Raw genomic sequence first — 20,856 nt, 5'->3', positions numbered from 1 at the left:
GCAACAGGCTGGGCGGCGTGAAAGAAGCGTTATTGCTCATTGTGAATCCTATGAACCCTGAGGAGCGCTGCGCCATGGCAAGCACAGCTGACCCTGTGGGAGCGAGCCTGCTCGCGAAGGCGGTGGATCAGTCGACATTTATGTTGAATGTCAGTCAGCATTCGCGAGCAGGCTCGCTCCCACAGGGGTTGGAGTCAGCATTCAGCGCTGTGCGGTCTTGCCCGCCGCGGCGCTGTTATCGTGAATCAACTGGGCAATCATCGCGTCCGCTTCGGCCAGTTGGCGCTCGTAGACGTTGGTGCTGAACGAGGCCTTTTGCGGCGGTTGCTGGGCCAGCACCGGGCCGCTCTGGTCGTGCAGATTGACCTCGACATTGGTCGACAGACCGACACGCAGCGGGTGCTTGGCCAGCTCTTCGGCATTGATGTGGATACGCACTGGCACGCGCTGGACGATCTTGATCCAGTTACCGGTGGCGTTCTGTGCCGGCAGCAAGGCAAATGCGCTGCCGGTACCGGCACCGAGGCTGTCGACGGTGCCGCTGTATTTCACATCGCTGCCGTAAATATCGGCCTCGATATCGACAGGCTGACCGATGCGCATGTCACGCAGTTGGGTTTCCTTGAAGTTGGCGTCGATCCACAGCTGATCCAGCGGAATCACCGCCATCAACGCAGTGCCCGGCTGCACACGCTGACCGAGTTGCACGGTGCGCTTGGCGACGTAACCGGTGACCGGCGCGATCAACGTGCTGCGGGCATTGGTCAGGTAGGCCTGACGCAGATCGGCAGCCGCCGACATTACGTCCGGATGGGACGAGACCACGGTGTCGTCGACCAGCGCGCTGGTAGTTTTCAGTTGCTGTTTGGCGTTAGCCAAGGCGTTCTGCGCCGAGGTCAGGTCGTCGCGGGCGTGGGACAGCTCTTCCTGGGAAATCGCCCCGCCCTGAGCCAGATTTTTACGGCGGTTGTAGTTGTCCTGCGCCTTCTGCACTTCGGCCTGCTGCGCGTTGACCTGGGCTTTCATGCCATCGACGTTGCTGTACAAGCCACGGACCTGACGCACAGTGCGCGCCAGTTTCGCCTTGGCACTTTGCAGGCCGACTTCGGCATCGTTGGGGTCGAAGTTGACCAGCACCTGGCCTTCCTGGACCAGATCCCCGTCGTCGGCGCCGATGCTGACCACGGTGCCGGTGACCAGCGGCGTGATTTCCACGACGTTGCCATTGACGTAGGCATCGTCGGTGCTTTCGTTAAAGCGCCCGATGAACTCGTGATAGGCCCAGACGCCGGCAATGGCGAGCAGGACCACCACAGCGAGGGCCAGCAGCATCACCTTGCGTTTGCGCGGGTTGCCGGTGTCCGGGGTGTTGTCTTGAGCTTGGGTGTTTTCGGCAGTGGCCATGACAAATACCTTGAATTATGGGTGCGACGAGGCTGGGCTGGCGTTGGCTGCGTTCAGGTTTTCACCCTGAAAGCCGCCGCCCAGCGCTTGCATCAGTTGAATCGACAGGTCGATCTGCTCGGCATTGAGGGTCGCCAGCTGACGCTGGGCCTGGAGCAATTGCTGCTCGATGCTGAGCACGTCCAGGTAGTTGCCGATGCCGGAACCGTAACGCTGGACGACGGTGTTGTAAGAGTCCTGAGCAATGTCGGTGGCGTGCTGTTGCGCGCCGATCTGCCGGCCGATATCGCGCAGCTGATTGATCGTATCGCCGACATCGCCGAGGGCTTTCACCAGACTTTTGTTGTACTGCGCCACCGCCAGATCGTAATCGGCGTCGCGCGCATCGAGGTTGGCGCGCAGGCGTCCGCCATCGAAAATCGGCAGCGACACGGTCGGCGCGATGTTGAAGAAGCGGCTGGCCGAACCGAACATCGCATCACCCAGCAACGACTCGGCGCCGGCCGAGGCCGACAGGTTGAGGTTGGGATAGAAGCGGGTTTTCGCCGCATCGATGTCTTTGCTCGCCGCTTCGACGCGCCAGCGCGCCGCAACCAGATCCGGGCGGCGGCCGAGCAGTTCCGCCGGCAACACCGACGGCACCGCCACGGCGCTGGCTTGCAGGACTTTCGGACGAGCGATTTCGTTGCCACGATCCGGGCCTTTGCCGAGCAATACGGCCAAGGCGATTTTCGCGCTGTTCAAGCGTTTTTCCGCGTCGATCAGGCTGGCCTGAGAACTGGCTTCCAGACTCTGGGTTTGCTGGAACTGGTACTGGCTGTCGATCCCCGAACTCAAGCGGCGCTGACTGAGGTCGAGCATTTGCCGGGTGCGCTTGAGGTCTTCGCTGGCGAGGTCGTAAACGATGTGCGCCTGACCGAGATCGCTATACGCACGGGCGACGTCAGCGGCAAGTGTCAGCTGCGCGGCCTGACGGTCGACCTCAGCAGCGCGAGCCTCGCCGAGTGCGGCTTCCCAGGCATCGCGCTGGCCGCCCCACAAATCGAAGTTGTAATTGAAGCCGGCACTGACATTGCGCACCGTCGCATAAGCCCCGCCCTGCCCGCGCGGATCCTGATCGCGGGCCAGACGCGAACGGCTGATGCCAGCGCTGGCGTCGAGGGTCGGATAACGCTCGGCATCGGCGGCATAGGCGGCGGCACTGGCCTGATGGGCGCGGGCTGCGGCGATCTGCATGTCCGGGCTGTCGTGCAGGGCTTCGCGGATCAGGCCGTCGAGCTGCGGATCGCCGAGGCTGCTCCACCAATCGCTTTTCGGCCACGCCGCTGGCGATAGAGTGACGCCGTCGAGAGACTGCGCTGTCTTCAACTGCGCCGCGTCGAGGCGCTGGCCTTCGGTGTCGAGGCCGCTGTAATTGGCGCAACCGGCGAGGATCATCGCCGACAACAGCAGCGTCAGGCTGCTGCGCAAGGTCTTAGCGCTCATTGTGTTCACCCAAACGCTGGACGGTAATCGGGTCACCGGCGGCCAGGAGGATTTTCTTGAGGATGTATTCCAGGGTCTTCAGCTCTTCGCGGGTAATGGCACCGGCCAGTTCATTCATCGCCTCGGCACCAATCTGCGGCAGACGATCGGTCAACTGCTGGCCCTGCTCGGTCAGCTTCAGCTGCACCTGACGGCGGTCATCTTCGCTGCGCTGGCGAATCAGGAAGCCCTTCTGCTCCAGACGATCGAGCATGCGCGTCATCGACCCGCTGTCCAGCGACAGATGCCGGCACAGCTCGGTCGGGGTGTCGACGCCGAACTGGGCCATGATGATCAACACCTTGAACTGCGCGGCGGTGATGCCGTGCGGTTCCATGTGGGTATCGATGATCCGGTCCTTGAGCAACGCGGCACGACCGAGCAACAGGCCGAGGTGGCAGTGTTTGAATTCTTCCGGGGTGAAATGCTTCATGGCTCGACCTGATAACTGCCTAGGCAGTGAATGTATGTCGAGATGTTACTGCTTAGGCAGCGAATGTCAACGCAATAGTTAGGGGGCTTAGTAATTAGTTGACCAGTGGGCTGGGCTTTATTGCGTGCGCAACCGCATTCGCGAGCAGGCTCGCTCCCACAGGGAAAACACGTTCCAATGTGTGAGCGAGCCTGCTCGCGAAGGGTGCGACTCGGTTCAAATGAGCAGGTGCGCTCTAGAAATCCCGCTTGTAGAAAATATCCAGCGAACTCGCCACGCCGCTCGCTGCTTCGACGTAGACCTTCTTGCTCAGCTTGTAGCGCAAGGCGATGGTGCTGGCCGGTTCGAAGACGCCGACGCCGTAGCGCAGGCTGAGTTTTTCGGAGATGTTGCCGCTGGCGACGACGCTGGTGTCGTTGCCGCTGCCTTGGGTGTCGAGTTGGAAGTCCTGAATACCCAGATCCTTGGCCAGGCCGCTGGTGATGCCCGAGCTGCCCATCAGGCCCAGGCCCAGCGCGGCTTGCGCGAGCATGTTGTTGTCTTCGCCGCTGGTGCTCAGCGGACGGCCCAGCACCAGGTACGACAGCGCCTGTTCCTGACTCATCGCCGGTTCGGAGAAGATCTGCGTGGTCGGTTGTTCGGCGCTGCCGCTCAGGCGAATACCGGCGATGACGTCGTCGGTCTGGCGGATCGCTTCGATATCCAGATACGGCTGGTCGATGGGGCCGGCGAACAACAGACGCGCGCGACGTACCGTCAGGCGTTGGCCGTAGGCGCGATAGCGGCCGTCGTTGAGCCAGAGTTCGCCACGGGTGTCCATGTTGTCGCCGATGTGCACCTGACCTTGCAGATTCGCGGTCAGGCCGAAACCGGCGAAGCTCAGCTTGTCCTGGCCGACGATCACGTCGATGTCCATTTTCATCGCGATCGGCGGTTTGCCCTCTTCGGTCTGCGCGCCGACGATGATCGTGTCGTCGGAGACTTTTACCGTCGATGGCGGCAGTTCGCGCACGGTGATTTCGCCCTTCGGCACCAACACCTTACCGGCAACTTTCAGCTCATCGCCGGCCATGGAAATTTTCAGATCCGGAGCCATTTCCAATTTGGCGTAGGGTTCGACGCTGACCGGCAATTGCGTGCCCTTGAGCGCCAGATCGACCACCAGTGCCTGACCCCAGGCGACGTTGCCGTTGAGACTGCCTTTGCCAGTCTTGCCGCTGTCCCAGCCACCGTCCAGGCGCACCGATTCGCCGGCGATCGCCGCAGTCAGTTGCAGATTCTGCAACTCCATCGGCAGTTCGGCGCCGGACACCTCGCCGTCGCTGAGCTGCACGGTGCCGTTGACCAGCGGTGCGAGCAGGCCACCGGAAATAGTGCCGCTGCCGTTGAGCCGGCCGGTGAGTTTTTCCACCATCGGCACGAACGGCCGCGCCACCGACAGATCGAGGCCGGAAAGGCGGAACGAGCCGCTCAGCGGTTTGTTTTTCGGCAGCGGATTGAGCTGCGCCTGGACCATCAATTCGCCGAGTTTTCCGCCGACAAAATTGAGCTCGGTGTCGACGCGCTTGGGCGTGAGTTTGCTGGTGAGTTTGAGGGTCTGGTAGGGGAAATCCAGCCAGCGATCCTTGTCGCGCACGCGCAGGGTGCCACCGCTGGCGTCGACACTGACCGCGCCGTTCGGGCCGCTCGCCGGCAGGTCCAGTTGCAGATCGGCGTTGAGTCGGCCCTGCCAGGCGAAGTCCTTGGGCAGCCACTGCGCAAGGCTTTCGATCGGGAATTGCTTGAGGTGATAACGCAGCTTCGGCTCGGGCATCAGGCGCTGGTCTTCGCCACACAGGCTGGCATTGCCGGACAGCCAGCAATGCGCGCCGAAATTGATCTGGCCGTCCGCCAGGCGTTCCAGCTTGGCCGGGCTTTGCAGCTTCCAGTCCTGGCCACCGGCCTGAATGTCGCCACTGGCCAAGCGTCCGCGCCAGTTGCCCTTGTCGAGGTTGCCGTCCAGACCCAGCGCCAGTTTCAACTTCGGTCCGATCAGGTCGAGGTTGAGTTTCTGGCTCTTGATGTCGCCCTGAGCACTGGCGGTCAGGGTGCCGAGCGAAGTATCGCCGGTCTGAATGCCGCTGCCTTTGAGATTGATCTTCGCCCGCTGCGCACTGTCGAGCGTGGCGTCGAGGTTGAGGCTTTGCAGGCGATTGTCCTGAAAGGCCAGTTGCGAACCCTGCAGATCAAGCTTGCCCTGCGGCGCCTTCAACGTGCCGGCAACATTGACCTGACCGTTGACCTGCCCGCGCAATTGCGGCCAGAGCTGGGCCAGACGCGGCAGTTTGATGTCGATCTGGCCGCCGAGTTTGTCCTGCAGGCTGCCCTTGCCGTTAATGCTGTTGTCGCCGAGGCGGATCTGCAGGGCGTTGAGGTTCCACCGCTCGCCCGCACCGTCAGCCTTCGCTTGCAGGACCGCCGGCTGACCGCGCAATTTGCCTTTGAGGTCGAGGTCGGCGCTGAGGCTGAGCTGATCATTCTTCATCTCGCCTTTGCTCTGCAACGGCCCGGCCAGCGTGCCCGGCAGTTCGGCGACCCAATATGCCGGGTTGAGCGCCGACAGATCCAGCGCGGTATCCCAGGCGATGCCGTCGGCGAAGCGCACATTGACGTGCCCTTCGGCCTTGCCCTGGCCGGCCTGCATGACCAGTTGCGGCAAGGCGATCTGTTCGAGGCTGCCGCTGAACGGACTGCTCAAGGTGAACGCCCCGGCCGGGCCATCCAGCGCGGCGTCGAAATTACCGAGGTACTGGCCGTCGGTGTAGGACACTTCGCCGGTAAAGGTGCGCAACGTCACTTGCGGCTCGTCGATTTCCGGATAGAGCCGGTGCCACGGGAAGTCTTGCCAGTTGATATTGGCCTGAGCGCTGAGGCCCTTGCTCCAGTCGACACTGCCGGTGAGTTTGAGGTTTTGCTGGTCGTTGGCGTTGAGGTCGAGCCCGGCGATCTGCGCGCCGTTGGCGTCGACCTTGCCTTTGAGCAGCAGCGCCACTGGCGATTTTTCGGCGGGCAACGTGGCGTTGCCGAGCAGTTGATAACCGTTTTTCAGGTCGCCTTCGCCGGTGAGTACAAGCTGATTGAATTGCAGGGTGTCCGGCAGATCGGCGCTCGGCTTGAACGCGTCGCTGGTGATGCGCAGCTTGGCCGGGAGGTTTTCCGCCAGTGCTTGCAGCTCGCCGCTCAACTGGCCGTCGAGGTAACCACGGCTGTCGGCGTGCAGGTTGAGGGTTTTCAGCAGGTCGCCTTCAACTTTCAGCGCCAGGGTCCACGGCTCGCTGCCGGGAGCGGGCAAGGCCAGATCGCCCTGAATATTCAGTGGCCAGTTACCGCTCGGTTGCAGCAGGCCGGACAGGTTCAGGCTGAGCTCGTCACGCTGCAATTTCACGCTGTCGATCTGCAGGCCCTGCGCGGTCCAGTGCGCCGCCAGTTGCAAGCCCTTGAGCTGTTCGCTGCCGTTAAACAACAGGCTGCCGACCTCGACATCGCCGAGTTCAATGGCCAACGGTAACTGCAGATCGGGCAGTTTGATCGGGCCGCTCTCGGTGGTTTCTTCGCTGGGCGGGAACTGCAGGATCAGCTGATCGGCCTTGAGCTGATCGATGCACAAGGTCATGCGCGTCAGGCACAGCGGTGACCAGGCGAAGATCGCCTTGTTCAGCTCGACACGGCTGGTGTCCTGCTGCCACACCAAGTGATCGGCGCTCCACTGCCCAGCGAGGCGACCGTGGAAATTCTCCACGTTCAGGCCCGGCACCAGGCCCAACGCCCAACGACTGCCCGCCTGCGTACCAAGTAGTGCGGCCAGGCTCAGGACGATCAGCAAGACCAGCGCCAACACCGTCAGCGCCGTTATTTTCAAACCACGCTTCACAGCTCAGGCCCCATGGAAAAGTGCAGTCGGAAGCCGCCGCCGTCATCCAGCCCCCGTGCGAGGTCGAGGCGGATCGGCCCGACCGGCGAGACCCAGCGCACACCCACACCGACGCCGGTCTTGAGGTCGGGCAGTTCGAGTTTGTTGAAAGAGTTGCCCTGGTCGACGAAGGTCGCGACCCGCCATTTCTCGGCGATCGAGTATTGATATTCGACACTGCCGGCGATCATGTAGCGGCCACCGATGCGGTCGCCGTCAGAGTTTTTCGGCGACAGGCTCTGGTAGTCGTAACCGCGCACGCTCTGATCGCCACCGGCAAAGAAGCGCAGCGACGGCGGAATCGAGTTATAGCCATTGGTGGCGCTGCCGCCGACCTGCACGCGGCCGAGCAAGCGGTGCTTGTCGAACACCGTAGTCAGGCCTTTGACCAGCGCGGTGCCATATAAAAGGTTGTTGTCCGAACCGAGGCCTTCCTTGGCCACTTTGCTTTCGAAGCTCAGGCGGTAGCCGTTGCGCGGATCGATGCGGTTGTCGCTTTTGAGGTACGAATAACTGATGCCAGGCATCAGCAACGTGCTCAGGCCCGAGTCGTCGCCGAGTTCGTATTCTTCACGTTGCCATTTCAGCGAGATCACCCGCTGCCAGCCGCTGGGCAACTTGCTGTGCCATTCCGGGCCGAAGGTCAGCAGCTTGCTGAGGGTGTCGGAGCTTTCGATGTCTTCGAACTGATAGCCGCCGGCCCAACGCAGTTTGTCGGTCAACGGCGGGTCGAGCGGGATGTCGTAAAACAGCCCGACGTTCTGCCGGGGCGCGGAAAGCTCGGCTTCCCAGCCATAGCTGTCGCCTTGCGGGTTGACCCAGTGGCGCGTCCAGTTGGCCTTGATCCGTGGGCCGACGTCGGTCGAGTAACCGAGACCAAGGCCCATGGTGCGCGGCTTGCGCGTGTCGAGTTTGACCGCGACCGGAATCACATCGTTTTTCGCAGCGGTCGGCGCGGCGTCGACGCGCACGCCCTCGAAATAGCCGCTCGACTGCAGGTCGCGGTTGAGTTCGGCGATCAGTTCCGAATCGTAAGGCTCGCCTGCCTTGAACGGCACCATGCGTTGCAGCAGGTCTTCGTCGAACGGCGTGTCGCCCTCGAAACTGACTTTGCCCAGCGCATAGCGCGGGCCGCTGTCGTAGATCAATTCGATGTCGGCCACGCCCGCGCGCGGATCGACCATGAGCTTCTGGCTGGTGAAATGGCCGCTGAAGTAACCGAAGCGCGAGGCCTGATTCTGGATCACCCGTTTGGCGTCTTCGTAGCGGCCATGGTTGAGCACTGCCCCGGACTTGAGCAGGTCGCTTTTCGGTACGCGAAAGGATTTCAGCGAGGCCGCCGGGCCGTCGACGCGCACAGTGACGTTGCGCAGGCGAATCGGCTCGCCGGGATCGATGTTCAGCACCAGACGCGGTTTTTCCCCGCCCTTGACGTCACTGTCGATCTGCGGCTGGTAGTAGCCCAGCGCCTGCGCCGCTTTGCGCGCCTGCTCTTCGGCCCCGCGACTGAAGCGCAGCAAGGCTTCTTCGTCGCGATCGCCGAGGCTGCCGATATAGCCTTCTATATTGGCCTTGAGTTCATCGTTGGACGGCTTGATCCGTACATCCAATTCACTTTGCGCCAGCGCCGCGCAGCTGGATAACAGCATCAGCACGCCGCTGGTAAATCTTCGTGGAAACTTCATAGGCGCGGATGCTATCACGGGCTCGGGAGCCTGATAGAACAGGTAATTTGTGAAGAAGTTCGATCGTTATCCCGTTGCTGTTTGTAACACCTGCGGATTGGCGTGGAAAAATACGTGTTCGCGCACCGGCCCGACGGCAACCTCGCCGATCTCCTGATAACCCTGCCTTTTATAGAATTCCAGGTAGCGCGGGTTGCCGGTGTCGAGCACCACCCCTTGCGAGGTTTCATCGACCGCGCACCAGTTGTGCACGGCGGTGAGCAATTGTTCGCCGTAATGCTTGCCCTGAAACTGCGGATGCACACCAAGCAACGGCAGCATGTGCACCGAGTCACCCGGCACGCACGCGGCGACGGCATCGTGGTATTCCAGATAACGCCGGGTGCAGCGAAAACCAGTGCTGAGCACCATGCGCAAGCGCCACGCCCAGCTCTCGGTAACGCCCAGGCGCCGTTGCGGTGGTGCGATCAGGGCAATGCCGATCAAGCGATCGTTGACCAACAGGCCGATCGCCGGCAGGTCCTGGAGGAAATGCTGTTTGACCAACTCGCGCACCGTCGCGCGCACGCGCTGTTCGTAGCCGGGACGTTCGGCTTCGAACAGATAGCCGAAGGTCGGCTCGTGGCGATAGGCCTGATACAGCAACGAGCGGGCTTCGCGTGAATAGCCGCGGTCGAGCATGTGGACGTCGGCAACGGCGGACTGGGTTTCAGGCATTGCAGTGATTCTCCCCGGAGGCGCGCTCGGAGGCTGGCGCGCTTGTTGGTACGAACCTTGGGCGGATGTGGTGGTTCCCCTGAAAGGTATAGACCAAGTCGGGATCTTCATCGATCTTGCCGGCCTCTTCGCGAGCGAGCTCGCTCCCACAGGGGACCGCGGTCTGAATGTGGGAGCGAGCCTGCTCGCGAAGGGGCCAGATCCAACAACCCAAATCCCACAGGTGAAATTGATTTGTCCCACACTGGCCCATCTCCCCCATGTCAGCTAGCATCGCCCTTTTGCCAGGACTGCCGACCATGAAGATTGTTTCCTTCAACATCAACGGACTGCGTGCCCGTCCGCATCAGCTGGCAGCGCTGATCGAAAAACATCAGCCCGACGTGATCGGCCTGCAGGAAACCAAGGTTCACGACGACCAGTTCCCCCACGAAGACATCCGCGCCCTTGGCTATCACGTGCACTTTCATGGCCAGAAGGGCCATTACGGTGTCGCCTTGCTCTCGCGCAACGAACCGATCGCCATCCATAAAGGCTTCGCCACCGATGAAGAAGACGCGCAGCGGCGCTTCATCTGGGGCACTTTCGCTGATGCCAATGGCGTGCCGGTGACGATCATGAACGGCTATTTCCCACAAGGTGAAAGCCGCGATCACCCGACCAAGTTCCCTGCCAAGGAGCGTTTCTACAGCGACCTGCAAGCGCTGCTGGAAAGCCAGTTCCACAATGAACAGCCACTGGTGGTGATGGGCGATGTGAATATTTCCCCGGAAGACTGCGACATCGGCATCGGCCCGGACAACATGAAGCGCTGGCTGAAAACCGGCAAATGCAGCTTCCTGCCGGAAGAACGCGAGTGGATGGCGCGCCTGAAGAACTGGGGCCTGACCGACAGCTATCGTCACCTCAACCCCGAGGTGAGCGACATGTTCAGTTGGTTCGACTACCGCAGCCGTGGTTTCGAAGATGAACCGAAGCGTGGGCTGCGCATCGATGTGATTCTGGCTTCCCATGGTTTGCTGCCACGGGTCAAGGACGCCGGCGTGGACTACGAACTGCGCGGCATGGAAAAACCATCGGACCATGCGCCGATCTGGCTTGAGCTGAGCTGATCCAGCCTGAGGGAATTTTCATTGTGGGAGCGAGCCTGCTCGCGAAAGCGGTGGATCAGCGACGAATTTCTCGACTGACACGCCGCCTTCGCGAGCAGGCTCGCTCCCACAGGTAATCCCCTGTCATATTTCGGTCACGCGCCTGACTTAATCTCCCCGGCAATCCCCTTGGCTTGATTCGGTGCCGGCATGACCCTGCGTGTTCTCTGCGTTTTCCTGTTGAGTGGCTGGCTGTCGGTGTCCGCCGCCGCCCTGCCGATCCCCGAAAACGGCCCGGCATTGCGCATTCAGGGCTCCAACACCATCGGCGCCGAACTTGGCCCGGCGCTGGTCGAAGGCCTGTTGCAGGAACAAGGCCTGCTGAAAATCCACCGCGAAACCCCGGACACCGCCAACGAACAACGCATCGTCGGCCAGACCGCACAAGGGCAACGCGTGGTCATCGAAGTCGCCGCCCACGGTTCCAGCACTGGCTTCACTGCATTGAAAAACGCCAGCGCCGATCTGGCCGCCTCTTCCCGTGAGATCAAGGACAGCGAACTGCTTGCCCTGCAAGCCCTCGGCGATCTGAAAAGCCCGGCGGCCGAGCAAGTCATTGCCATCGACGGCCTGGCGATCATCCTCAACCCGGCCAACCCGCTTGAGCAGTTGAACACCGAGCAACTGGCGCGGATTTTTGCCGGTGAAGTGAAAACCTGGGAAGAGCTCGGTGGGCGTGGCGGCGCTATACATTTATATGCGCGGGATGATCAATCGGGGACGTTCGACACGTTCAAGGAGCTGGTCCTGAGCCGGCGTGGGAAAAGTCTCAGCAGCGCAGCGAAACGTTTCGAATCCAGCGAGCAGTTGTCCGACGCGGTCAGCGCCGATCCGCAAGGTATCGGCTTCATCGGCTTGCCTTACGTGCGTCAGGCCAAAGCCGTGGCGATTGCCGACGGCGCGTCGCAAGCGATGCTGCCGCTGAACAGTCTGATCGCCACCGAAGATTATCCGCTGTCGCGGCGCTTGTTCTTTTATCTGCCGCCGGACAGCCGCAATCCTTGGGCGCAGGCGTTGGCAACGTTCGCGCAAAGTCCACAGGGACAGGCGATCGTCGCGACTAGCGGTTTTATCAGCCAGACCGTACAAGCCATGAGCGTGACGCCGAATGCGCTGATGCCCGAGGGTTACCAATCCCTCAGCCGGCATGCTCAGCGTCTGACAGTGAATTTTCGTTTTGCCGAGGGCAGCGCCAGTCTGGACAACAAGGCGCGGCAGGATCTGGCGCGGGTGCTCGACTATATAAAGCGCCATGGCAAGACCGAGCGCGCGGTGACGCTGGTGGGGTTTGGTGATTTGAAGGATGACCCGGCGCGGGCCGATCTGCTGTCGAAGCTGAGAGCCATGGCAGTGCGGCGTGAGCTGGTCAAAAACGGTGTGGTCATGCGCGAAGTACGCGGCTTTGGTGCGCTGATGCCGGTGGCGACCAACAGTGCAGATGAAGGGCGGATCAAGAATCGGCGGGTTGAGGTTTGGGTGTATTGATCCTGATGTCGATGTGCTGAATGTACAGGCCCTTTCGCGAGCAGGCTCGCTCCCACATTGGATCTGTGGCGTGCACAAATCTTGTGGGAGCGAGCCTGCTCGCGAATGAGGCGACGCGGTATTACTGACCGCTGCGCAACATCTCCTTCGGCACATACTTGCCGATCTCGAACTTGCCAATCGCCGCGCGGTGCACTTCATCCGGGCCGTCGGCCAGACGCAGGGTGCGCTGCATGGCATACATGTAGGCCAGCGGGAAATCGTTCGACACCCCTGCCCCGCCATGCATCTGGATAGCGCGATCGATCACCCGCAGGGCCACGTTCGGCGCGACGACTTTGATCTGCGCAATCTCGCTTTTCGCCACTTTGTTGCCGACGGTGTCCATCATGTACGCCGCTTTCAACGTCAGCAGGCGCGCCATGTCGATCTCCATTCGCGAGTCGGCGATCTTGTCGATGTTGCCGCCCAGACGCGCCAGTGGTTTGCCGAATGCGGTGCGGCTCACCGAGCGTTTGCACATCAGTTCCAGTGCACGCTCGGCCATACCGATCGAACGCATGCAGTGGTGAATGCGGCCTGGGCCAAGGCGACCCTGGGCAATTTCAAAGCCGCGTCCTTCACCGAGCAGGACGTTTTCGTACGGCACCCGAACGTTATCGAACAGCACTTCGGCGTGACCGTGCGGTGCGTCGTCGTAACCGAACACCGGCAGCGGCCGGACGATCTTCACCCCGGGGGTGTCGACCGGCACGAGAATCATCGAGTGCTGGGCATGACGCGGCGCGTCGGGGTTGCTCAGGCCCATGAAGATCAGGATCTTGCAGCGCGGATCGCAAGCGCCGGAAGTCCACCATTTCTTGCCGTTGATTACCCACTGATCGCCATCGCGCACAGCACGGGCGGCCATGTTGGTTGCGTCGGAAGACGCCACATCAGGCTCGGTCATGGCGAACGCCGAACGGATTTCGCCGCGCAGCAGCGGCTCGAGCCAGCGCTGTTTCTGTTCTTCGTTGGCGTAGCGCACCAATACTTCCATATTGCCGGTGTCCGGCGCCGAGCAGTTGAACGGCTCCGGCCCCAGCAGGGAACGGCCCATGATTTCCGCCAATGGCGCATATTCGAGGTTGCTCAGGCCGGCGCCCAGCTCGGACTCAGGCAGAAACAAATTCCACAGCCCTTCAGCCTTGGCCTTGGCCTTGAGCTCTTCCATGATCGCGGTCGGCTGCCAGCGATCGCCCTCGGCGACCTGGCGTTCGAACACCGCTTCGGCCGGGTAAACGTAAGTGTCCATGAACGCAGTCACGCGCTCACGCAGTTCCTGAACCTTGGGCGAATAAGCGAAATCCATGGGTAGTTACCTTCTCGGGCAGAGGTTGTTCAAGTCATGTATCGATGCTAGAACAGCGCTGATCATTTACCTAGCCTATTCTCGGCGTGTATAAACATTCATCACCAATATATGATCCGCTGATCGTCAGCCCCAAAACACTTGCACTTAATAACAAGAGAAGCCGCGTTATGAATCTGAGCAAGGTCGACCTCAACCTTTTCATCGTCTTCGACGCGATCTACACCGAAGCCAACCTGACCCGCGCCGGGCAGATTGTCGGCATAACCCAGCCGGCGGTGTCCAACGCCCTGGCGCGGTTGCGCGAAACCTTCAACGACCCGCTCTTCGTGCGCACCGCTCAGGGCATGGTGCCCACGCCGATGGCGCAGAACATCATCGGCCCGGTGCGCAACGCCCTGTCGCTGCTGCGCGTGTCGGTGCAGGAAAGTCGCATCTTCAACCCGGCGCAGGCGGTCAAGACCTACCGCATCAGCATGACCGACCTGACGGAAGCAATCATTCTGCCGCCACTGTTCCAGCGCCTGCGCCGCCTCGCGCCAACGGTGATCATCGAAAGCTTTCTGTCCAAGCGCCGGGAAACCACCAAGGAACTCGCGGCCGGGCGTCTGGATTTCGCTGTGGATGCGCCGCTCAACACCGACCCGCAGGTGCGCCACGTCAAGCTGATGGACGACCGTTACGTCTGTGCCATGCGCAAGGGCCACCCAATGGCGGGCAAGGAAAAACTCAGCCTCGATGACTACCTGTCGCTGACTCACATCCATATCTCCAGCCGCCGCAGCGGTCTGGGTTATGTCGATCTGGCGCTGGGCAAAATGGGCATCCAGCGCAAGATCGCCCTGCGCTCGCAGCACTATTTGATGGCTTCGCAAGTGATGCAGCAGACCGACATGGTCATGACCGTGCCGGAACGCTTCGCCCGCCGCCATGATTTGCAGTCGTTCAATTTGCCGGTGAATGATGTGCCGTCGGTGGAAACGCATTTGTACTGGCACGAAAGCACCGACCAGGACCCGGCCAACCGCTGGATGCGCGAGCAGATGATCGAGTTGTGCCAGCAGGTGACGGCGCAGGAGAAGAAGCTGGAGAAGGTGTAGGGCTTTTTTACCGCGTTATCGTTCTTCGCGAGCAGGCTCGCTCCCACAATGAATTGCATTTCATCTGAAGGAACGCGGTCGAATGTGGGAGCGAGCCTGCTCGCGAAGAGGCCTGTACAGACACCCCAAAACCATCCCGCTTGACGTAAACGTAAACCACCGATTAGCTTAGCGCCATGCCCATTTTCCGAGCGCTTTCATGAGCAGTCAGACCTACAGCATTTCCGACCTCGCCCGCGAGCTGGACATCACCACCCGGGCGATCCGCTTTTATGAAGAGCAAGGCCTGCTCAGCCCCGAGCGTCGTGGCCAGGAACGTATCTATTCGCCGCGCGACAAGGTCACCCTGAAGCTGATCCTGCGCGGCAAGCGCATCGGTTTCTCCCTGGCCGAATGCCGCGAGCTGATCGAACTCTACGACCCGTCCGGCGGTAACACCAAACAGCTCAACAGCATGCTGGCGAAAATCAGCGAACGCCGCGAACAGCTCGAACAGCAGTTGCTGGATATCGAACAGATGAAGCTTGAGCTGGACACTGCCGAAGAGCGCTGCGTGCAGGCGCTGGAGCAGACGCTCAAGAGCCAGCAAATAGCCCAGTAGTCTGCCAATACACCTTTCCCTGTGGGAGCGGGCTTGCCCGCGATGGCGTCGGGTCAGTCAACATCATTGCAGGATGTTCCGGCCTCATCGCGGGCAAGCCCGCTCCCACAGGGATCACCACGAATCCACGAAGCAGGTCCCGCCCATGTCCCTCCCCTCCCAAGTACGCCTGATCGAAGTCGGCCCGCGCGATGGCCTGCAGAACGAAGCCCAACCGATCAGCGTCGCTGACAAGGTGCAATTGGTCGATGCGCTGAGCGCCGCAGGGCTCGGCTACATCGAAGTCGGCAGTTTCGTCTCGCCGAAATGGGTGCCGCAGATGGCCGGATCCGCCGAAGTGTTCGCGCAGATTGAGCGCAAACCCGGCGTGACCTACGGCGCGCTGGCGCCGAACCTGCGCGGCTTTGAAGACGCGCTCGCCGCCGGGGTCAAGGAAGTCGCGGTGTTCGCCGCCGCCTCCGAGGCGTTCTCGCAGCGCAACATCAATTGCTCGATCAGCGAAAGCCTGGCGCGGTTTGCGCCGATCATGGAGGCGGCGAAACAACACGGCGTTACCGTGCGCGGTTACGTTTCCTGTGTGCTGGGCTGTCCGTATGAAGCCACGGTCGCGCCGGAGCAAGTGGCGATGGTCGCGCGCGAACTGTACACGATGGGCTGCTATGAAGTGTCGCTGGGCGACACCATCGGCACCGGCACGGCGGGCGCGACCCGGCGCCTGTTCGAGGTGGTCTCGGCGCAGGTGCCACGGGACAGACTTGCCGGGCATTTTCACGACACCTACGGCCAGGCCATGGCCAACATCTACGCCAGCCTGCTCGAAGGCATTGCGGTGTTCGACAGCTCTATCGCCGGCCTCGGCGGCTGCCCGTACGCCAAAGGCGCGAGCGGTAACGTTGCCACCGAAGACGTGGTGTACCTGCTCAACGGCCTGGGCATCGAGACCGGTATCGACCTGGACGCCTTGATTGCCGCGGGCCAGCAGATCAGCGCAGTGCTCGGCCGCCCGAGCGGTTCGCGAGTGGCCAAGGCGCGCAGCGCGCAGTGAGGTGTTACCGCTGCGTCAGTGATGTGGGCAAAAGCGAGTAACACGGAAACAAATTGTCTGGCTTTGCCCCAAGCTTAAAAAGCCTCGAAATTCTAAGTGGTTGATTCAAAAGGATTTTTAAAAGTTGGCACGACACCTGCTATCTCTATCGCATAACAAGAATAAAAAGCCGCAAACCAATAAAAACAAGACGAAACGACTCTGACATAACAAGAACAACACGGCAGAGACGCAGCTAACAGATTTTTTTGGAGAAGGTGTGCTTTTCAGGGTGCTCTCAGGAGTGACCCGCAACCGGGCAGAGAACAATAAAACTACCTTCAGGTAGCTCCCGAATCGGTTGGATCGTTAAACGAGAAAGCAGATCAGCGCTCAAAAAAATACGTTTGCTCTTGACCCCGGATGGGGGTCGCCAAAAAGCTGTACAGGGCCACGGTTGCCAAAAACAACAACAGACCGACCCTCAATAATAAAAAGAGCACGCAACGACAAATTAAAGGGGAGCTTCGGCTCCCCTTTGTGCTTTCTGCGATTCGTCTCTCTATCACTGCATCCCTGTGGGAGCGAGCCTGCTCGCGAAAACGGTGTATCAGACACATTTACGCTGAATGACACACCGCATTCGCGAGCAGGCTCGCTCCCACAGAAGTTTTGTGGTTATCGGTCGATTGTTTTCAGCTCCTCGATACTGATCTCGCGCATCCTGAATTTCTGAATCTTGCCCGTCACCGTCATCGGAAACGCGTCGACGAATTTGAAGTAACGCGGTGTCTTGAAATGGGCGATGCGTTCCTTGCACCACGTTTGCAGCTCTAGCTCCGAGGCGCTGTGGCCGGGGTGGAATTTGATCCAGGCAACGATTTCCTCACCGTAGCGTGAGCACGGAATACCGATCACCTGCACGTCGGCCACCGCCGGATGGGTGAAGAAGAATTCCTCCAGCTCACGGGGATAAACATTCTCGCCGCCACGAATGATCATGTCCTTGTTACGCCCGGCGATGTTGACGTAACCCTCCTCGTTCATGCTCGCCAGGTCGCCGGTGTGCATCCACCCCGCCTCATCGATGGCTTCGGCGGTGGCCTGCGGGTTGTTCCAGTAACCGAGCATCACGCTGTAACCGCGCGTGCACAATTCGCCGATGGTGCCGCGCGGCACAAGGTTGCCAGCGGTGTCGATGATCTTGCTTTCCAGTTGTGGCTGGGTGCGCCCGACCGTGGTGACGCGCAACTCCAGCTCGTCCGCCGGCCCGGTCTGCAACGACACCGGGCTGGTTTCGGTCATGCCGTACGCGATCTGCACTTCACTCATGTGCATTTCGTTGATGACCCGCCGCATGACCTCGATCGGACAGGTGGCGCCGGCCATGATCCCGGTGCGCAGGCTCGACAGGTCGAAGGTCTGCCGCTGCGGCTGATCGAGCATGGCGATGAACATGGTCGGCACACCGTACAGCGCCGTGGCTTTTTCTTCGGCCACCGCTTGCAGGGTCAGCGCCGGATCGAACGCGTCATTGGGGTAAATCATCGTACTGCCATGGGTGACGCAACCGAGGTTGCCCATGACCATGCCGAAGCAGTGATACAGCGGCACCGGAATCACCAGACGATCGGCAGCCGTCAGGCCGAGGCTTTCGCCGACCATGTAACCGTTGTTGAGGATGTTGTAGTGACTGAGGGTCGCGCCCTTGGGGAAACCGGTGGTGCCGGAGGTGTACTGGATGTTCACCGGTTGATCGAAATGCAGGCTGGCACTGCGTTCACGCAATTGATCGGGCGAGACGCTGACCGCCAGATCGCTGAGCTGCGACCACGGCAGAAAACCCGGCGGCGGATTTGCATCGAGGCTGATCACGCCGCGCAGCTCCGGCAAGCGTTCGCTACGCAGCTGACCGATGGCGTGTTCAGCCAACTGTGGCGTCAGGCTCTGGAGCATTTCGTGGTAATTCGAGGTCTTGAACGCTCCGGCACAGACCAGCCACTGGCAGCCGGATTGCTTGAGCACGTACTCGAGTTCGGAGCTGCGGTAGGCCGGATTGATATTGACCAGGATCACGCCGATCTTCGCCGTGGCGAACTGGGTAATGCACCACTGCGCGCAATTCGGCGCCCAGATGCCGAGTCGATCGCCGGTCTGCAAGCCCAGGGCGAGCAAGGCCCTGGCCTGCTCATCCACCGCGTCGGCCAGCTGCCGCCAGGAGTAACGCAACTGTTGATGGCGCACCACCAAAGCCTCGCCGTCAGGGTATTGCGCGACCGTCTGATCGAAGCGCTGACCGATGGTCATCGCCAGCAGAGGTTTGTCCTGAGCGCCACGGGTGTAGCTGCGCTGCGGGTTTGCACTGGGCTGATCCATGACGACCCCTATTGTCTTTATTAGTGGGTTTTCCCGGTTTTGAATCCTGTGGGAGCGAGCCTGCTCGCGAATACGCTGCGTCATTCACCCTTTAGGGCGACTGATACAGCGCTTTCGCGAGCAGGCTCGCTCCCACCAGAAACAAACCGATATCTGATCCTGAACTGCCCTTACTCTCGCCCAAGTTGACGCTTACGTAAAGCCGATTGACAGTCGATCTCTGGAAGCTTTACGTTAACGTAAAGCTGAACGCCGATTCGTCGTGCGCTCCACCCGATAAAAAAGCCAAAAGGTGACCCATGAGCTATCCATCCCTGAATTTCGCCCTCGGTGAAACCATCGACATGCTGCGCGATCAGGTGCAGTCCTTCGTCGCCGATCAGATCGCCCCGCGTGCCGCGCAGATCGACCACGACAACCTGTTCCCCGCCGACATGTGGCGCAAATTCGGTGACATGGGCCTGCTCGGCATCACCGTGCCGGAAGAGTACGGCGGCGCTGGCCTGGGTTATCTGGCGCACGTAGTGGCGATGGAAGAAATCAGCCGTGGTTCGGCGTCAGTGGCGTTGTCCTATGGCGCGCATTCCAATCTTTGCGTCAACCAGATCAACCGCAACGGCAACCACGAACAGAAAACTAAATACCTGCCGAAGCTGATCAGCGGCGAGCACGTCGGCGCCCTGGCGATGAGCGAGCCCAACGCCGGTTCCGACGTGGTGTCGATGAAACTGCGTGCCGATAAACGCGGCGACCGCTTCGTCCTCAACGGCAGCAAAACCTGGATCACCAACGGTCCGGACGCCAACACCTACGTGATCTACGCCAAGACCGACCTGGAAAAAGGCCCGCACGGCATCACCGCGTTCATCGTCGAGCGTGACTGGAAAGGCTTCAGCCGCAGCAACAAGTTCGACAAGCTCGGCATGCGCGGCTCCAACACCTGCGAGCTGTTTTTCGATGACGTCGAAGTACCGGAAGAGAACATCCTCGGCGTGCTCAACGGTGGCGTGAAAGTGCTGATGAGCGGCCTCGATTACGAACGCGTGGTGCTCTCCGGCGGCCCGACCGGGATCATGCAGTCGTGCATGGACCTGATCGTGCCGTACATCCACGACCGCAAGCAGTTCGGCCAGAGCATCGGCGAATTTCAGCTGATCCAGGGCAAAGTCGCCGACATGTACACCCAGCTCAACGCCAGCCGCGCTTATCTGTACGCGGTGGCCCAGGCCTGCGAGCGCGGCGAAACCACGCGCAAGGACGCGGCCGGGGTGATCCTCTATACCGCCGAACGCGCCACGCAAATGGCCCTCGACGCGATCCAGATTCTCGGCGGCAACGGCTACATCAACGAATTCCCCGCCGGCCGCCTGCTGCGCGACGCCAAGCTCTACGAAATCGGCGCCGGCACCAGCGAGATCCGCCGCATGCTGATCGGCCGCGAACTGTTCAACGAGACGAAATGAATTTCGTCAGCGGCAAGCTACAAGCTGCAAGAGAACCGCGCTCTTGCCCCAACTTGCAGCTTGCCGCTTGTAGCTCGAAGCTGCTTACGGAGTAAGCCCCATGATTCTGCACACTCAGCTCAACCCGCGTTCAGCGGAGTTCGCCGCCAACAGCGCGGCGATGCTCAAACAGGTCGACGCGCTGCACACCCTCCTCGCCCAAGTGGCGCAGGGTGGCGGTGTCAAAGCGCAGGAACGCCACACCTCGCGGGGTAAATTGCTGCCGCGCGAGCGCATCAATCGCTTGCTTGATCCGGGCTCGCCGTTTCTCGAAATCAGCCAACTGGCGGCTCACGCCGTGTATGGCGAAGACGTCCCGGCTGCCGGGGTGATCGCCGGCATCGGCCGCGTCGAAGGCGTGGAGTGCATGATCGTCGCCAACGATGCGACGGTGAAAGGTGGCTCGTATTATCCGCTCACCGTGAAGAAGCACCTGCGTGCGCAGACCATCGCCCAGCAAAATCGCCTGCCATGCATTTATCTGGTGGATTCCGGTGGCGCCAACCTGCCGCGTCAGGACGAAGTGTTTCCGGATCGCGAGCACTTCGGGCGGA

General features: G+C 61.0%; 15 protein-coding genes. 7 read left to right on the top strand and 8 right to left on the bottom strand.

All coding sequences use genetic code 11. The annotated features are described in order from the left end of the window. Positions 1 to 201 precede the first annotated feature (201 nt). The 6 genes from D6877_RS10705 to D6877_RS10680 form a co-directional block, all read right to left on the bottom strand. Positions 202 to 1,404, bottom strand: coding sequence for an HlyD family efflux transporter periplasmic adaptor subunit (locus D6877_RS10705; protein WP_016775298.1), 1,203 nt, complete (start codon positions 1,402 to 1,404; stop codon positions 202 to 204). A gap of 15 nt (positions 1,405 to 1,419) precedes the next feature. Further along, on the bottom strand, positions 1,420 to 2,889 hold the full coding sequence (locus D6877_RS10700) for an efflux transporter outer membrane subunit (RefSeq protein WP_130910733.1): 1,470 nt from the start codon (positions 2,887 to 2,889) through the stop codon (positions 1,420 to 1,422). Beyond that, entirely contained in the window at positions 2,879 to 3,361 is a 483-nt protein-coding gene (locus D6877_RS10695; protein ID WP_130910732.1) for a MarR family transcriptional regulator, read from the bottom strand. Before D6877_RS10695 ends, D6877_RS10700 begins: the two co-directional genes overlap by 11 nt. 235 nt (positions 3,362 to 3,596) lie before the next feature. Then, the gene (locus D6877_RS10690; protein ID WP_130910731.1) at positions 3,597 to 7,271 is read right to left on the bottom strand and encodes a translocation/assembly module TamB domain-containing protein; all 3,675 of its coding nucleotides are present in this window, start codon (positions 7,269 to 7,271) and stop codon (positions 3,597 to 3,599) included. Then, entirely contained in the window at positions 7,268 to 8,995 is a 1,728-nt protein-coding gene (locus tag D6877_RS10685; RefSeq protein WP_130910730.1) for an autotransporter assembly complex family protein, read from the bottom strand. Before D6877_RS10685 ends, D6877_RS10690 begins: the two co-directional genes overlap by 4 nt. Before the next feature lie 66 nt (positions 8,996 to 9,061). After that, positions 9,062 to 9,712 carry a GNAT family N-acetyltransferase gene (locus tag D6877_RS10680; RefSeq protein ID WP_130910729.1) on the bottom strand — a complete coding sequence of 217 codons (651 nt, stop codon included), beginning with the start codon at positions 9,710 to 9,712 and terminating at the stop codon, positions 9,062 to 9,064. A gap of 299 nt (positions 9,713 to 10,011) precedes the next feature. Here D6877_RS10680 and xthA point away from each other — a divergent pair, with 299 nt between their 5' ends. After that, positions 10,012 to 10,824 carry an exodeoxyribonuclease III gene (gene xthA, locus D6877_RS10675; RefSeq protein ID WP_122698434.1) on the top strand — a complete coding sequence of 271 codons (813 nt, stop codon included), beginning with the start codon at positions 10,012 to 10,014 and terminating at the stop codon, positions 10,822 to 10,824. Between the two features lie 189 nt (positions 10,825 to 11,013). After that, positions 11,014 to 12,348, top strand: coding sequence for a phosphate ABC transporter substrate-binding/OmpA family protein (locus D6877_RS10670; RefSeq protein ID WP_130910728.1), 1,335 nt, complete (start codon positions 11,014 to 11,016; stop codon positions 12,346 to 12,348). A 121-nt stretch (positions 12,349 to 12,469) separates the two neighbouring features. On the opposite strand, the gene D6877_RS10665 is transcribed toward D6877_RS10670, so the two are convergent. After that, positions 12,470 to 13,699, bottom strand: coding sequence for an acyl-CoA dehydrogenase (locus D6877_RS10665; RefSeq protein ID WP_016775307.1), 1,230 nt, complete (start codon positions 13,697 to 13,699; stop codon positions 12,470 to 12,472). A 170-nt stretch (positions 13,700 to 13,869) separates the two neighbouring features. Between D6877_RS10665 and D6877_RS10660 the strand changes: the two genes are divergently transcribed. The 3 genes from D6877_RS10660 (at position 13,870) to D6877_RS10650 (ending at position 16,445) form a co-directional block, all read left to right on the top strand. Then, positions 13,870 to 14,799 (top strand): LysR family transcriptional regulator, encoded by a 930-nt coding sequence (locus D6877_RS10660; protein WP_016775308.1) that lies wholly within the window; start codon positions 13,870 to 13,872, stop codon positions 14,797 to 14,799. A 199-nt stretch (positions 14,800 to 14,998) separates the two neighbouring features. Next, the gene (locus tag D6877_RS10655) at positions 14,999 to 15,400 is read left to right on the top strand and encodes a MerR family DNA-binding transcriptional regulator (RefSeq protein ID WP_041477108.1); all 402 of its coding nucleotides are present in this window, start codon (positions 14,999 to 15,001) and stop codon (positions 15,398 to 15,400) included. 145 nt (positions 15,401 to 15,545) lie between these two features. Then, positions 15,546 to 16,445 (top strand): hydroxymethylglutaryl-CoA lyase, encoded by a 900-nt coding sequence (locus D6877_RS10650; protein ID WP_130910727.1) that lies wholly within the window; start codon positions 15,546 to 15,548, stop codon positions 16,443 to 16,445. A 657-nt stretch (positions 16,446 to 17,102) separates the two neighbouring features. Here D6877_RS10650 and D6877_RS10645 read toward each other — a convergent pair. After that, on the bottom strand, positions 17,103 to 18,800 hold the full coding sequence (locus D6877_RS10645; protein ID WP_130910726.1) for an AMP-binding protein: 1,698 nt from the start codon (positions 18,798 to 18,800) through the stop codon (positions 17,103 to 17,105). A gap of 299 nt (positions 18,801 to 19,099) precedes the next feature. Between D6877_RS10645 and D6877_RS10640 the strand changes: the two genes are divergently transcribed. After that, positions 19,100 to 20,263 carry an isovaleryl-CoA dehydrogenase gene (locus D6877_RS10640; RefSeq protein WP_024013438.1) on the top strand — a complete coding sequence of 388 codons (1,164 nt, stop codon included), beginning with the start codon at positions 19,100 to 19,102 and terminating at the stop codon, positions 20,261 to 20,263. Between the two features lie 100 nt (positions 20,264 to 20,363). After that, positions 20,364 to 20,856, top strand: a 493-nt coding sequence (locus tag D6877_RS10635) for a carboxyl transferase domain-containing protein (protein WP_277751482.1), incomplete at its 3' end; no start/stop codon positions are given.

Origin of the sequence: Pseudomonas sp. Sample_9 (assembly GCF_004307535.1) — a bacterium.
In the GTDB taxonomy this organism is placed as follows: Bacteria; Pseudomonadota; Gammaproteobacteria; order Pseudomonadales; family Pseudomonadaceae; genus Aquipseudomonas; species Aquipseudomonas mercuritolerans.
Note: the sequence above shows the minus strand (reverse complement) of the source record. Positions and strands in the feature narration are given on the sequence as shown.